Genomic DNA, 14,294 nt, shown 5'->3' with positions numbered 1-14,294 from the left:
GGCGACCCCCCAAATCACTGGCGGATTGCGGGCATGCCGAGCCATAGCGAGGCACCGAGTGTTGGGGCGAAGACTTTTTGGTTACTTTTGTGTCTTTACAAAAGTGACCCGCTGTAAGAGCGGAACCAATATCAGCCGTTACCGCAGAAATGGATATGCACACCTAAAGCCAGCGCCCACACTTGACCTGTGTACCACTCAGAACGCGAGCTTATACCCGATAGTCATCAACATAATCGCCAGACACGGTCGCAAAACGCCGTCCGGGACCTTGCCGGTCATGTGGCTGCCCAGGTAAATCCCCGGCAACGACCCCATCAGCAAAAAGCCCAGCAAGTGCCAATCCATATTGCCCATGCTGGCATGCCCCAGGCCCGCCACCAAGGTCAGCGGCACGGCGTGGGCGATCTCGGTACCGACCAAACGCCGCGTGGCCAGGAACGGATACAAGATAAACAACGCCACAGTCCCAAGCGCACCCGCGCCAATGGAGGTCAACGCCACCATGGTGCCCAGGATCGCCCCGGTGAGCACCGTGAGTGCGTTGAGGTTACGCGGGCTCATGTGGTAATCATCACCGGCATGTCGCTGAGCAAACGCCAGCAGGCTTTTCTTGAACAGTATCGCCAGTGCCGTCAACAGCAGCACAAAACCCAGCGCCTGCTTGATCACCGCATTCATCGCGCTGGGGTCTGTGTGCAGGCTGGCCAGGAACCACAGGGTCAGCAAAACCGCCGGCACGCTGCCCAAGGTCAGCCAGCCGGTGATGGTCCAGTCGATATTCCTGTTTTTGCTGTGCACCAGCACACCACCGGACTTGGTGATGGCGGCGTACAGCAAGTCAGTGCCCACGGCAGTGGCCGGGTTGATCCCGAACCACAACAGGATCGGCGTCATCAGGGAACCGCCGCCGACACCGGTCATGCCGACGATAAAACCAACGATCAGGCCAGCGACTACAAAACCAACATTGCCCACATCCATTACAACTACCCGCGGCCTTATAAAATTCTGGCCGCAGGATAGCGATTTTTCTTATAACGACTTATATCAATATGATCTGACTTTATGCTTTTTCTGCCAGCCGATGGCAGACGTAGGCCTGGGTCTGATACGGAAACGCCACGGTGTCACGCCCGCGCAACGCCGGGTGCGTGTCGATCAACTGGCGCAATTGCTCAGTCACCGTGGCCTTTTGCGCCGCCGGCAGCGCCGCGATGAAACTCACAGAGAGGAAGCGATCCATGATCACTTCCTGGGCGCTGCCCACATGCTGATAGGCAAAACAGCTCATTTCAGGTGCGGAAAAATACTCACCCGTGAAGGCTTCGCGCCAACGCCCTGTATGAAACCGCGGCGTGTCGCCTTCATAGGGGGTAATGATTTCGGTGATGGCCGCAACCCAATCCACCGATTCATCGCGCACATTCCACACCAGGCCCAGGCGGCCATCGGGCTTGAGCACGCGGTGGATCTCTGCCAGTGCGGCCTCGGTGGAGAACCAGTGGAAGGCTTGCGCACACACCAGCGCATCGGCGCTGGCATCCGGCAATGGGATAGCTTCAGCGGTGCCACTGAGCAAACGCACATCCGGCAACACTTTGCTCAATTGCGCGCCCATGGCCTCGACCGGCTCGACGGCAATCAGGCTGGGCGCCAGGGTGCTGAGCAAGCGCGTGAACTTGCCGGTGCCGGCGCCCAGGTCGATCACGGTCGACTGTGGGTTGATCCGCAGTGTATCGGTCAGCCAGCCGGTGAGTTGGCGGGGATAATCCGGCCGACCTTGGGCGTAGGTGACGGCCTGGGTCGAAAAACCTTGTTGAGCAGACGTGTGAACACCGGTCATTGCGACTCTCTCCTCAGGTAAAGCGGGGCGCACAGTGTGCGCCCTCTGAAGTTTATTTTCTAATCCGTGCATCCAATCGTGCGTGTGGCGTGTAGTCCTTGCAGTCACCCCGCTTTTTACTCAAATGGAGCACTACCCATGAACGCAAAAGCACTGCTTTGCCTCACGGCTGCACTCACCGTCGCGCCTGCGGCTTTCGCCCAGACCGGCTTGCCTGACAGCATCAAGGTGCCGGATGGGCACAAGATTGCGATGGAAACCACCGGGGTCGGCGAAATCACCTACGAATGCCGCGACAAAGCCAACGCCGTCGGCCAGACCGAATGGTTCTTTGTCGGCCCCAAAGCCGTGTTGAATGACCGCAGCGGCAAGCCGGTGGGCAACTACTTCGGCCCGCCCGCCACCTGGCAAGCCCAGGACGGCTCGAAAATCACCGGCACCCAACTGGCGGTAGCGCCTTCGAGTGCCGGCAACCTGCCCTATCAACTGGTCAAGGCCAACCCGGCCGAAGGTAAAGGTGCCATGAGCGGCGTCAGTTATATCCAGCGGGTCGCGCTTAAAGGCGGCGTGGCGCCGAGCAGCGAATGCACGGCGGCGAACAAAGGCCAGCAGGCCGTGGTGAAGTACCAGGCCGATTACATCTTCTGGGCGGCCAACTGAGCAAACTCGGCTACGCTGCCTGTGGCGAGTGCGCTCGCCACAGGACCCAGCCTTTTTAAGGATGCCGTGTTTGTTTGATTATGAAGCCTGCCTGGCGGCGTGTGCCCGTGGCGACCAGCGCGCCTTGCGCCAACTCTATGCCGAGGACAGCAGCCGCTTGCTCGGCGTGGCGTTGCGCATTGTGCGCGACAAAGCCCTGGCTGAGGATGTCGTGCATGACGCGTTTATCAAGGTCTGGCGCGGCGCTGACAGTTTCGACCCAAGCCGTGGTTCGGCGCGGGGCTGGGTGTTCAGCATCACCCGGCACCTGGCGCTCAATGCCGTGCGCAATCATTACCGGGAGGTGGCCTTGAGTGATGAACACGAGCAGATCGCCGCCGCCCATGACAGCTTCGAATTCAGCGCCCGAGAAGGTCAGGTGTACCGCTGCCTGGAACAACTCGACCCGACCCGTCGCACGTGCATTCTTCACGCCTATGTCGACGGTTATTCCCACAGCGAAATCGCCCGGAAACTGGACACGCCCCTGGGCACCGTCAAAGCCTGGATCAAACGGAGCCTCGTCGCACTGCGCGAGTGCATGGCATGAGCAACCCACTGGATGAACTCGCCAGCGAATATGTGTTGGGCACCTTGCCCGCCGAGCAACGCGCCGAGGTCGAGCAACGCTTGAAACATGACAGCGAGCTGCGTGCGGCGGTGGATGCCTGGGAGCAGCGCCTGCTGCCGCTGACCGCCTTGGCCGAGCCTGTGCCGCCGTCCGCGCAACTGTGGCGGCGCATCGAACGCAGCACGGCCAACCAGAATACTGACGTGCCGTGGTGGAACCTGCTGGCACTCTGGCGTGGGTTGGCCGGCGCTGGCCTGGTGACCACTCTGGTGTTGGCCGCGCTGTTGCTGACCCGCCCACCCGTGGCAGAACCAACCTTTGTGGTGGTGCTGGTAGCGCCACAGAGCCAGGCGCCCGGCTGGGTGATCCAGGCCAGCCATAATCAGCAGATCCAACTGATTCCGTTGGCCGTGATGCAGGTACCGAGCGACAAAGCCCTGCAATTCTGGACCAAAGGCGACGGCTGGCAGGCTCCGGTTTCGTTGGGGTTGGTCAAGCCTGGGCAAACCTTGTCGGTGCCGCTGGACAAGCTGCCGCCGCTCACGCCCAACCAGCTGTTCGAGCTGACCCTGGAAGACCCGCAGGGCTCGCCGACCGGCAAGCCGACCGGGCCGATCCAGGCCATCGGCCGCGCGGTCAAAGTGCTTTGATCGGTTTTAGCTGGGCAACCACACCCGGAACCGCGCCCCGCCGAGCGGCGAGGCCAGGGCCGTCAAGGTGCCGCCCTGGGCTTCCATGGCGCGCCGGCTGATCGCCAGGCCAAGGCCAAAGCCGCCGGTGGCGCGGTCGCGGCTGCGGTCGAGGCGATAGAAGGGTTCGAAGATACGCTCGCGCTGCTCCACGGGGATGCCGATGCCGTCATCGTCCACACAGATTTCACAGCCGTCGGCACACACCTTGACCCCCACCTGGATGCGCATGTCGCAATAGCGCGTGGCATTGCGCAACAGGTTTTGCAACGCCCTTGCCGTGAGACGAGGGTCGAGGCTGAAACGCTCCACCGCGCAGTCGAGCGCGACGTCGATGACGATCTCGGGGTTTTCCAGTTCGTCATCGACGCTGCCCAGCACGCTGTCGATAAACTCATCGAGCACCACGTCGACCCGCTCCGGCAACTGCGCCGGGTTTTGCAGGCGGCTGTAGGAAAGTAATTCCAGCACCAGTTCGTCCAGCTCGCGAATATGCGCCACCAGGCTTTGCAGGCGCTCGCGGCTGGCCTGGGGCAAGTCTTCGGACAGCGCCAGGGCCAGGCCGAAGTCCAGGCGCGTCAGCGGCGTGCGCAGTTCATGGGACACGGCGTTGAGCAAGTCGCGCTGCTGGTTGAGCAGGCCTTCGATGTCATCGGCCATGGTGTCGAACACCGACGCCAGGCTGCCAATGTTGGAGCTGGCGGGAATCTGTGTGCGCTCACTGAGGTTCCCCCTGCCCAATTGCGCGGCGGTGCTTTTCAGGCGCTCCAGGTCGCGCCAGTGCGGGCGCAGCCAGAACAACAGGCAAGCAAGCAAGGCGGCGCCAATCAGTACGTTCATCGACCAGTACAACAGGTTCATGTCCAGCGGGTCCGGCGGGATGCTCAGTTTCACCGCAAACTGCTGGTTGATCGGCGAGCTGATGTCTTCCATCCAGCCCCACTCGCCCAGGCGGATCACCGGCTTGCCGTGCTCCAGCAGTTGCTCCTCCTCAGGCGTATAGCTGGCGTCCTGGCGCAGCAGCAACTTGACTTGCAGCGGTGCGAAATCCCGGTTCAGTTGCTCGGTCACGTGCGACCAACGCTCCACCGGCGCGCGCAGATACTGCTTGACGATCAGCTTTTGCAGGCCACGGGTCTGTTCGACGTTGTAGTCCATGTAGCGGTGTTCAAACAGCTGAATCACCAGTTTGGGAATCAGGAAGATCGCGGCACTGAAGGTAATGATGGTGATCAGGTAGAGGCGCAGCAGTACACGAAACATCGATCAGCATTCCCACTCGGAACGGCTGAACAGGTAGCCCTTGCCCCACACGGTCTTGATCTTGCGCGCCTCGCCTGCGTGGTCGTCGAACTTGCGGCGCAGCTTGGAAATGGCCACGTCCACCGAGCGGTCGGTGCCATTGAACTCGATACCGCGCAGGCGTTGCAGGATCTGGTCACGGCTGAGCACTTCACCGGCATGCCGGGCCAGCACCACCAGCAGGTTGTACTCACCGCTGGACAGCTCCACCGCCTGCTCGCGCCAGGTCACGGTGCGCTCCGACAGGTCGATGCACAGGTTGCCCATGACGATCTGGTCGTTGGCCACCTGCGGTTCGGACAAACTGCTGCGGCGCAGCAAGGTGCGTACACGGGCAAGCAGCACGCGCGGCTCGCAAGGCTTGGTGACATAGTCGTCGGCGCCCATCTCCAGGCCCAGCACCTGATCGTGGCTGTCATCGCGGGCGGTGAGCATTAGAATCGGCAGGCCCGCCGAGTCGGCACGCAGCAGGCGGCACACCTGCAAGCCGTCGAGGCCGGGCAGCATCAGGTCGAGGATCACCAGGTCCGGCGGGTTAAGGCGCGCCCGTTCGCGCACATGGTCGCCACGGCTGAGCACGTTGACGTGGTAGCCATTGCGTTCCAGGTAGCTGGCAATCAGCTCGGAGAGTGCGGCGTCGTCTTCCACCAGGAGGATGTTGGGCATGGTGTTTCCAAATAATGCAGTTTGTTGGTGTGTTGCAGGATTGTGCAAGGATATACGCCCCCGTCGCGCAGCGCGCCGCACCTTACACTTCTTCACACACGGCCTACACAGCTTCACAGCACCACGGCGCAGGTGTCTTTAGGATGCGCCAGTCAATATTGGGATATGAGCATGTCGAAGAATCTGTTTGCGCCGTTTTGCCTGCTGGCCCTGACGCTGGCCCTGAGTGGCTGTGGCCAGTCGGCCGATGAAGCGCCAGAGGCGCCACTGGCCAAAGTGCGCATCGAAACCCTGCAAGCCAAGCCCCTGTCGATCACCAGCGAATTGAGCGGGCGTATTGCTGCACCGCGCATTGCCGAAGTGCGCGCACGGGTCGCCGGCGTCGTGATGCAGCGCGTATTCAAGGAAGGCCACGACGTCAAACAGGGCGATGTGCTGTTTCGCATCGACCCGGCGCCGTTCAAGGCCGACCTGGACAGCGCCCAGGCCAACCTGAGCAAGGCCGAAGCCAATGCGTTCCAGGCGCGCCTGCAAGAGCAGCGCTACAGCCAGTTGGTCGAAGGCAACGCCATCAGCGGCCAGGACTACGACAACGCCCGCGCCGCCGTGCGCCAGACCAACGCCGAAGTCGCCGCCAACAAGGCCGCAGTCGAACGCGCCCGGTTGAACCTGGGCTACGCCACCGTTACCGCGCCGATTTCCGGGCGCATCGGGCGTGCGCTGGTAACCGAAGGTGCGCTGGTCGGCCAGAACGAGGCCACGCCGCTGGCGATCATCCAGCAGTTGGACCCGATCCACGCCGACCTCACCCAGTCGACCCGCGAACTCAATGACCTGCGCCGCGCCTTCCGCTCCGGCAGCTTGAAGCAGGTCGGCCAGGACCAGGCCAAGGCCACGCTGATCCAGGACGACGGCAGCCTGTATCCGTTGCCGGGCAAGCTGCTGTTTGCCGAAATCAGCGTCGACCCGGGCACCGGGCAGATCATCCTGCGCAGCGAATTCCCCAACCCGGACCTCGACCTGTTGCCGGGCAGTTTTGTGCGTGTGCGCCTTGAACAGGCCGTGGACAAGCAAGGTATCAGCGTGCCGCAACGCGCCATCACCCGTGACAGCGCCGGCATCCCGATGGTGCTGCTGCTGGACGCCGAGCAAACCATCAGCCAGCAGCCGGTGGAACTGGGCGCGGTGATCGAGGACCGCTGGATCGTCAGCAGCGGCCTCAAGCCCGGTGACCGCATCGTCGTCGAAGGCCTGCAACACGCGCGCCCCGGTGAAAAAGTCGAGGTGGACGACAGTCCCGCCTCCGGCCAGCCAGTCAAGGAATAACCCGCCATGCCGCAGTTCTTTATTGACCGCCCGATTTTCGCCTGGGTGGTGGCCCTGTTTATTCTGCTGGCCGGCGCGCTCGCCATCCCGCAGTTGCCGGTGGCTCAGTACCCCAACGTTGCGCCGCCGAAAGTGGAGATCTATGCGGTGTATCCGGGCGCCTCGGCCCAGACCCTGGATGAAAGCGTGGTCAGCCTGATCGAGCAGGAGCTTAACGGTGCCGATCACTTGCTGTACTTCGAATCCCAGAGCAGCCTGGGCTCGGCCACCATCACCGCGACCTTCCAGCCGGGCACCAACCCGGAAATGGCCCAGGTGGATGTGCAAAACCGTCTTAAAGCGGTAGAGCCACGCTTGCCGCAAGCGGTGACCCAGCAAGGTTTGCAGGTGGAGAAAGTCTCCGCCGGCTTCCTGCTGCTGGTGACCCTGACCTCCAACGACGGCAAGCTCGACGACGTAGCGCTCAGCGATTACCTGGCGCGCAACGTGATGAACGAGCTCAAGCGCCTGGACGGCGTGGGCAAGGCCCAGCTGTATGGCGCCGAACGTGCCATGCGTATCTGGATCGACCCGCAGAAGCTGATCGCTTTCAACCTGACACCGGCCGACGTGAATGCCGCAATCAGCGCGCAGAACGCCCAGGTTTCGGCGGGCAGCATTGGCGATTTGCCGGGCACCAAGACCCAGGAAATCACCGCCGCGATCCTGGTCAAGGGCCAGCTGTCGACCCCGGCGGAATTTGCCGACATCGTGCTCAAGGCCAACCCCGACGGCTCCACCGTGCGCATCGGCGATGTGGCGCGGGTGGAAGTCGGCAGCCAGGAATACCAGTTCTCCACGCGCCTGAACGGCAAGCCGTCGACCGCCGTCAGTGTGCAACTGTCGCCCGGCGCCAACGCGCTGAACACCGCCACCCTGGTGCGGGCGAAGATGGACGAGCTGTCGCGCTATTTCCCGGCCAACGTGGAGTACAAGATCCCTTACGACACGTCGCCGTTCGTCAAAGTCTCGATCACCAAGGTGGTCTACACCTTGCTGGAGGCGATGGCGCTGGTGTTTGCGGTGATGTTCCTGTTCCTGCAAAACGTGCGCTACACCTTGATCCCCACTCTGGTGGTGCCGATTGCACTGATGGGCACCTTCGCCACCATGCTGTTGCTGGGTTTCTCTATCAACGTGCTGACCATGTTCGGTATGGTGCTGGCCATTGGCATCCTGGTGGACGATGCGATTGTGGTGGTCGAAAACGTCGAGCGCATCATGGCCACCGAGGGCCTGTCGCCCAAGGACGCGACGAAAAAAGCCATGGGCCAGATCACCGGCGCCATCGTTGGTATCACCTTGGTGCTGGTGGCGGTGTTCCTGCCGATGGCGTTCATGCCGGGTTCGGTGGGTGTGATCTACCAGCAGTTCTCGCTGTCGATGGCCACCTCGATCCTGTTCTCGGCGTTCCTGGCCCTGACCTTGACGCCGGCGCTGTGCGCCACCTTGCTCAAGCCGATCGCCAAGGGCGAACACCATGCCAAGGGCGGCTTCTTCGGCTGGTTCAACACGCGCTTTGAGCGCCTCACCGACCGCTATGAAGGCTGGGTGGCCTATGCCCTCAAGCGCAGCGGCCGCTACCTGCTGATTTATCTGGTGCTGCTGGTGGGCCTGGGGTGGATGTTCAGTCGCCTGCCCTCCTCATTCCTGCCGGTGGAAGACCAGGGTTACACCATCACCGATATCCAGCTGCCGCCGGGCGCGAGCAAGAACCGCACGGTGCAGGTGGCCGAGCAGATCGAAGCGCACAACGCCGGCGAACCTGGGGTGGGCGATACCACCATGATCATGGGTTTCAGCTTCTCCGGTTCCGGGCAGAACGCGGCGCTGGCGTTTACCACGCTCAAGGATTGGTCGCAGCGCAGCAGCGAAGATTCGGCCTCGGCAATTGCCGACCGTGCCAACGCCGCGTTCAGTGAGCTAAAGGATGCGATTGCCTACGCGATTCTGCCGCCGCCGGTGGACGGCCTGGGCACTTCCAGCGGCTTCGAGTTCCGCTTGCAGGACCGTGGCGGCGTCGGCCATGCCGCGTTGATGCAAGCGCGTACGGAGTTACTGGCCGCCGCGGAAAAAAGCCCGATCCTGGCCAACGTGCGCGAAAGTGCCTTGGCCGAAGCACCGCAAGTGCAGTTGCAGGTGGATCGCAAGCAAGCCAACGCCTTGGGCGTATCGTTTGCCGATGTGGGTAATGTGTTGTCGTCGGCCATCGGTTCGGCCTATGTCAACGACTTCCCCAACCAGGGCCGCATGCAGCGTGTGGTGGTGCAGGCCGAAGGCGACCAGCGCAGCCAGGTGGCGGACTTGATGAAGATCAACGTGCGCAATAACGCCGGCAAGATGGTCCCCCTGTCATCGTTTGTTGAAGCCAGCTGGACCCAAGGCCCGGCGCAACTGACGCGCTACAACGGCTACCCGGCCATCTCCATCAGCGGCGAGGCGGCGCCGGGGCACAGTACCGGTGAGGCCATGGAAGAAATCCAGCGCCTGGTCAGCCAATTGCCGGCGGGCCTGGGCCAGGAATGGACCGGGCTGTCGTTGCAGGAGCGGTTGTCCGGCTCCCAGGCGCCGTTGCTGTTGGGCCTGTCGCTGCTGATCGTGTTCCTGTGCCTGGCGGCGTTGTATGAAAGCTGGTCGATACCGACCTCGGTGTTGCTCGTGGTGCCGCTGGGTGTGCTTGGCGCCGTCTTGGCGGTAGCCTTGCGCGGCATGCCTAACGATGTGTTCTTCAAGGTCGGCCTGATCACCATCATCGGTTTGTCGGCGAAGAACGCGATTCTGATCATCGAGTTTGCCAAAGACCTGGTTGACCAGGGTGAGGACCTGATCGACGCCACCCTGAAAGCCGCACGGCTTAGGTTGCGGCCGATCATCATGACCTCGCTGGCGTTTATCCTCGGTGTGGTGCCATTGGCGATTGCCACCGGCGCCAGCTCGGCCAGCCAGCAGGCGATTGGTACAGGCGTAATCGGCGGGATGATCACCGCGACGCTCGCGGTGGTGTTTGTGCCGGTGTTCTTTGTGGTGGTGATGAAGCTGGTGCGCAGGCGTCACAAGACGGATTAACGCAGCCGAACTCGATCAAAATGTGGGAGCGGGCTTGCTCGCGAAAGCGGTGTGTCAGTATCGGATGTGCTGTCTGACACACCGCTTTCGCGAGCAAGTCGAAGCGTCGAACCGCCGCTCCCACAGAGGGTCATCGTACAGTTCATGATCAAGTCCGCCTGAATGCGCTATGGTGCTCACAACCTCCCCTGTTGTGAGCACGTATGGCCTTCCTCGCCCGCACCCACCCTCGCCTCTCATCCGCCGCCGTCCTTGGCCTTGCCGTGGGCATTCTGGCGCCGGCCGATACGCTGATCAGCAAAATCCTGATTGGCTGGAACGCCGGGGTCTGGACCTACCTGGCGCTGATGCTGTGGCTGGCCAGCCGCTCGCGTGCCGACGATGTAAAGCGCATCGCCGAGATCGAGGATGAAAACGCCGGGCTGGTGCTGTTTATGGTGTGCATTGCGGCGATTGCCAGCCTTGCGACCATCACGGTGAACCTGGTGGGCAGCAAAGACCTGGACAACACGGCGCGCCTGCTGCACTACGGTTTTACCGGCCTGACGGTGATTGGTTCATGGTTGCTGACCGGGGTAATTTTCAGTGTGCATTACGCCCGCCTGTTCTACACCTGGGAAGGCGACGAGCCCGCACTGCGCTTTGCCGAAGGGCTGCGTAACCCCAATTACTGGGACTTCCTGTACTTCTCCTTCACCATTGGCGTGGCGGTGCAAACGGCGGATGTCGGCGTGGCCACACGGGGTATGCGCAAGGTGGTGCTGGGGCAGTCTTTGATCGGTTTTCTGTTCAATACGGCAATTCTGGGCTTCTCGATCAATATTGCAGCGGGCCTGTTTAGCTGAGCCCTGAACACCGGGGCTTTAAAAAGGCTATTAAAAAATATTTTTTAGACTGTCAACTTCGACAGTAGACACCACCCGAAAAAAGCCTTTAATGGCATCAGGCATTCAAAAATAGAGTGTGCGGTTCTGCGCAGATGCCCTTTTCATCAGGGCCACAACTAGCAGCCAAATAAACTTTTGTAAACTGTGACTTCTGACAGTTACCTAACTCTTATTTTTGCGGCCTTATAGAGTAGACAGAAGCAATAGCGCTTCTGGCTTTCGTATAATCATCATGAACGGAGAGACGATTATGTCAGTAAAAAACAGCTCATCGACGAATGCCCAGAAGGCGCAGTTCAAAGGTACTATTGGCAAACATTCATTTGAAACCACGACCGCTCAGGTCGAGCAAACAGATAATTCCATCGCATTGACCGCGATTCATCGAGACGATAGGGACAGTTCCGAGGAGCTTTATATCAAGTTCCCTAAAGCAATCACCGATGACGAACCAAAGCTGTTACATGGTTCCAAAACTGAAACAGTGTGGGTTCAATTTAAAAGAGCGGAAAACCCCGAAGCTTATCAATATCTTGAAGGAACCCTGACGCTGAAAAAAATCAGTGATCACCCATTCGCCGTCAACGGTTCTGTGTATGCCACCACTCGAGATCCACAGCTTAAGCTGGACGTTGAATTTGAATTAACCGTTTGAGCCAGCCTGCTCCGTGGAAGACAAAAAAAGCCCTGATCTTGCAATCAGGGCTTTTTTATCAGCGTTTCTCTGTCTATTTAGAAAGCATAACGCAGGCCAACGTTAACAGAGGCTTTTTGCTTGATTTTGTCACTGGTGCTGGTCTCCAGGTCGACATGCGCCTGCAGGTCCTGGGTAAACGACACCGCCACACCGGCACCGTACTTGGCACGCGAGCCCGACAAGTCATTGTTGAAGGTCTGGTTGTTGACCGTGACCTTATTGTTGTTGGCAAACTCATGAACCACTGCCGCACGCAGGTAAGGCTTGATCAGCGTGCCATCATCGAGTTGGAACTCGTGGCCAACGGTTGCGCCGGCCTCGGCGGTCCTTGAGCGGGTGCGCTCACCTTCCACTTGCAAACCGTTTTTCAGGCTGTACGTGCCACCCTGGACCACAATCGTCGACAGTCGGCCGTAAGGTTCAATAAAGGAACTCTCACCGAGCTTGATATGACGGCCGACTTCAGCCGATAGACCACCGCCTACGTTGTTGTAGCCACCCTTGGTGGACGTGTTGTCACTGAGGGTTGCCTTGGCCTGGTTCTGGAACCGGTTGGCTTTGGCGACGGCATCAAAATAGAAACCGCTCTCTTCGTCCATCCAGGTGGCATAAGTACCCAGGAAGTAGCTCTTGACGGTACCGGCAGCGCCGCGAGCCGGGTTCACGTCAGAATTACTGTGGCCGCCGAATACACCCACTTTCCATTGGCTGTCACCCAGCGGCATGTCAGCACCGATGGAAAAACCTTGCAGGTTCTGCGTGTAACCGGTGCCCGAACTCTGGGACACATCATATTGACTGCCGAAACCACGGATCCAGAGACCGGTGCTGTGCGGGGAGTAGCGCAGCTCACCCATACGGGCGCGCAGCGAACCCTCTTCGGCAGTCATGGTGGTCACCGGGGTGTTGAACAATGACGTCACCAGGCGGGCACTGCGGCTGACTACACGGGTTTGCGTGTCCAGAAACCAGTCATTGCCTTCCTGTTTCAGGTTGTAGGCATAGGCACCCATGTCGACCGGGCCGCCCTCAAGGGAGAACGCCGCATCACCGCCGCCGGTGTGCACAACCTGGGTTTTGACCAGTTCGCTGCCGCTGGCTGCGAGCGCCAGGCTGTGGTTACCCGTGGCTTCGCCGGTTACATTGATGAAGTCGGTTTTGCCCTCGTCAAAGTTGGTGCCCATGACAAAGGTGCCGTCGCCGGAAAGCGTCTGAAGGTTCAGTTGGTAAAACTCATTCGCCGCACCCATGGTCACCGTACCACCGGCCATGTTCAGCGCACCCACCTGGCTGTCGCCGGTCATGTTCCAATTGGACGTGTTGCCTACGCTCAAACTGGAAACATTCTGCAACTGGCCGGTCAACTCGGCCTTGTTCTGCAGGCTCAGATTGACAGTGCTGCCGGCGTCCGCAACGACGTTACCGGTCAAGCGGCTGTTATCAACATTCATCGTCGCCGAGCCGCCGCCTGTGACGCTCAACAGGTTACCGTCGCCGCCCCTCAACTGGGAGTTATTCAGAACATCAATGGCGACTGTTGGCGTTCTACCGGCCGCGCCCCGCACCAAAATGGCTGAGCCGCTTACGCCTTCTACCGTGGATTGGTCCAGTACCAGCTTGCCCTCTGTGGTATCGCCGCGCGCTCGCGTAAACACCACGCCATTGGCGCCACCGCTGATTGTACTTTGGCTGGACGTCGCCGTACCGCCTTGCAGGCTCAGACCGATGGAGTTCGCCCCGGTACCTTGCACCACCGTATTATTTTTGAAGTGCAATTCGCTGCCGCTGGTGGCTTGCGCGCCACCCAACAGGCCACTGATATTACTTGAATTAATCTCTACGGCAGAGCCACCACTCACGCCCACAATGCCCAGGGCTTGCAAGCCTACGCCCCGAGTGTTGGTGATAGTGCTGTTATTGATAGTCGCCGAACTGTTTTCCAGGCGTAGCGCACCGCCCGTCGCGTTACTGGAAGCAACGCGGGCAGAATCGATATTTACCGCGGAGCCTGAATTAGCGCGAATATCGTTGACCGAACTGCCTGCATTGACGTTTAAAGTGGAGTTTGAAAGATCAATGGCTGTCGCCGATGCGCCGTTCATATTCAAGGTAGACTGACTGGACAGTTGCCAGTCGGTGACGGGTGAAGTGGCACCAATAGTCTGTTGTTGACCAATTAACTGAACAGCCTGCGCTTGCCCATGAACCGCAACAAACAGGCAGAAGGTAAGGGTTGGAACTTTCATCATCGCACTCAAGGGTTTGAGCTCGAACGTATTCAGTGCCGACATGGGCAATCACTCTCTGATAGCGTGTTGGAAAACGGTTCGGCTCGCTTCCGAAGAATGTGACCTCACCTGTGAGGCACACAGAGTACGGAGCCATCCGCCCAAACTCTGTAGGACTTTTCTCTGCTTAAACACAAAAAATACCCATAACTCTGTAATCAATTACACAAAATGATGATTGCGCCTCCCCCTTCCTGCAAAGGGGGGGCGCTGCGGAT

At 60.2% G+C, this 14,294-nt stretch carries 12 protein-coding genes; 7 read left to right on the top strand and 5 right to left on the bottom strand.

Annotation, left to right across the window (positions count from 1 at the left end):
• Window positions 1-198: 198 nt before the first annotated feature.
• Together ACTD9P_RS21430 and ACTD9P_RS21425 are read right to left on the bottom strand one after the other, a co-directional pair.
• Window positions 199-984: a sulfite exporter TauE/SafE family protein gene (locus ACTD9P_RS21430; RefSeq protein ID WP_438869269.1), complete on the bottom strand. Its 786-nt coding sequence runs from the start codon at window positions 982-984 to the stop codon at window positions 199-201.
• An 82-nt stretch (window positions 985-1,066) separates the two neighbouring features.
• Window positions 1,067-1,846 carry a class I SAM-dependent methyltransferase gene (locus ACTD9P_RS21425; protein ID WP_438869268.1) on the bottom strand — a complete coding sequence of 260 codons (780 nt, stop codon included), beginning with the start codon at window positions 1,844-1,846 and terminating at the stop codon, window positions 1,067-1,069.
• Between the two features lie 138 nt (window positions 1,847-1,984).
• Here ACTD9P_RS21425 and ACTD9P_RS21420 point away from each other — a divergent pair, with 138 nt between their 5' ends.
• The 3 genes from ACTD9P_RS21420 to ACTD9P_RS21410 all read left to right on the top strand — a co-directional run bounded on the left by ACTD9P_RS21420 (window position 1,985) and on the right by ACTD9P_RS21410 (window position 3,766).
• Window positions 1,985-2,506, top strand: coding sequence for a DUF3455 domain-containing protein (locus ACTD9P_RS21420; RefSeq protein ID WP_438869267.1), 522 nt, complete (start codon window positions 1,985-1,987; stop codon window positions 2,504-2,506).
• A gap of 61 nt (window positions 2,507-2,567) precedes the next feature.
• Window positions 2,568-3,095: a sigma-70 family RNA polymerase sigma factor gene (locus ACTD9P_RS21415; protein WP_438869266.1), complete on the top strand. Its 528-nt coding sequence runs from the start codon at window positions 2,568-2,570 to the stop codon at window positions 3,093-3,095.
• Window positions 3,092-3,766 carry an anti-sigma factor gene (locus ACTD9P_RS21410; RefSeq protein ID WP_438869265.1) on the top strand — a complete coding sequence of 225 codons (675 nt, stop codon included), beginning with the start codon at window positions 3,092-3,094 and terminating at the stop codon, window positions 3,764-3,766. Before ACTD9P_RS21415 ends, ACTD9P_RS21410 begins: the two co-directional genes overlap by 4 nt.
• A 6-nt stretch (window positions 3,767-3,772) precedes the next feature.
• On the opposite strand, the gene ACTD9P_RS21405 is transcribed toward ACTD9P_RS21410, so the two are convergent.
• Both ACTD9P_RS21405 and ACTD9P_RS21400 read right to left on the bottom strand, forming a co-directional pair.
• Window positions 3,773-5,068, bottom strand: a complete 1,296-nt coding sequence (locus ACTD9P_RS21405) for an ATP-binding protein (RefSeq protein ID WP_438869264.1) — start codon at window positions 5,066-5,068, stop codon at window positions 3,773-3,775.
• A gap of 3 nt (window positions 5,069-5,071) precedes the next feature.
• Window positions 5,072-5,773, bottom strand: coding sequence for a response regulator (locus ACTD9P_RS21400; protein ID WP_017135033.1), 702 nt, complete (start codon window positions 5,771-5,773; stop codon window positions 5,072-5,074).
• 171 nt (window positions 5,774-5,944) lie between these two features.
• Here ACTD9P_RS21400 and ACTD9P_RS21395 point away from each other — a divergent pair, with 171 nt between their 5' ends.
• From ACTD9P_RS21395 to ACTD9P_RS21380, 4 genes are all read left to right on the top strand, one after another.
• On the top strand, window positions 5,945-7,099 hold the full coding sequence (locus ACTD9P_RS21395) for an efflux RND transporter periplasmic adaptor subunit (protein ID WP_438869263.1): 1,155 nt from the start codon (window positions 5,945-5,947) through the stop codon (window positions 7,097-7,099).
• A 6-nt stretch (window positions 7,100-7,105) separates the two neighbouring features.
• The gene (locus ACTD9P_RS21390; RefSeq protein WP_438869262.1) at window positions 7,106-10,204 is read left to right on the top strand and encodes a multidrug efflux RND transporter permease subunit; all 3,099 of its coding nucleotides are present in this window, start codon (window positions 7,106-7,108) and stop codon (window positions 10,202-10,204) included.
• Window positions 10,205-10,407: 203 nt separating this feature from the next.
• A complete protein-coding gene (locus ACTD9P_RS21385; protein ID WP_438869261.1) occupies window positions 10,408-11,049 on the top strand; it encodes a DUF1345 domain-containing protein in 642 nt (213 codons plus the stop codon).
• 292 nt (window positions 11,050-11,341) lie between these two features.
• Window positions 11,342-11,746 (top strand): hypothetical protein, encoded by a 405-nt coding sequence (locus ACTD9P_RS21380; protein ID WP_438869260.1) that lies wholly within the window; start codon window positions 11,342-11,344, stop codon window positions 11,744-11,746.
• Window positions 11,747-11,823: 77 nt separating this feature from the next.
• Here ACTD9P_RS21380 and ACTD9P_RS21375 read toward each other — a convergent pair whose 3' ends face one another.
• The gene (locus ACTD9P_RS21375; RefSeq protein ID WP_438869259.1) at window positions 11,824-14,079 is read right to left on the bottom strand and encodes an autotransporter outer membrane beta-barrel domain-containing protein; all 2,256 of its coding nucleotides are present in this window, start codon (window positions 14,077-14,079) and stop codon (window positions 11,824-11,826) included.
• Window positions 14,080-14,294: the final 215 nt, after the last annotated feature.

It is taken from the genome of Pseudomonas onubensis, from assembly GCF_965653655.1.
In the GTDB taxonomy this organism is placed as follows: domain Bacteria; phylum Pseudomonadota; class Gammaproteobacteria; order Pseudomonadales; family Pseudomonadaceae; genus Aquipseudomonas.
Note: the sequence above shows the minus strand (reverse complement) of the source record. Positions and strands in the feature narration are given on the sequence as shown.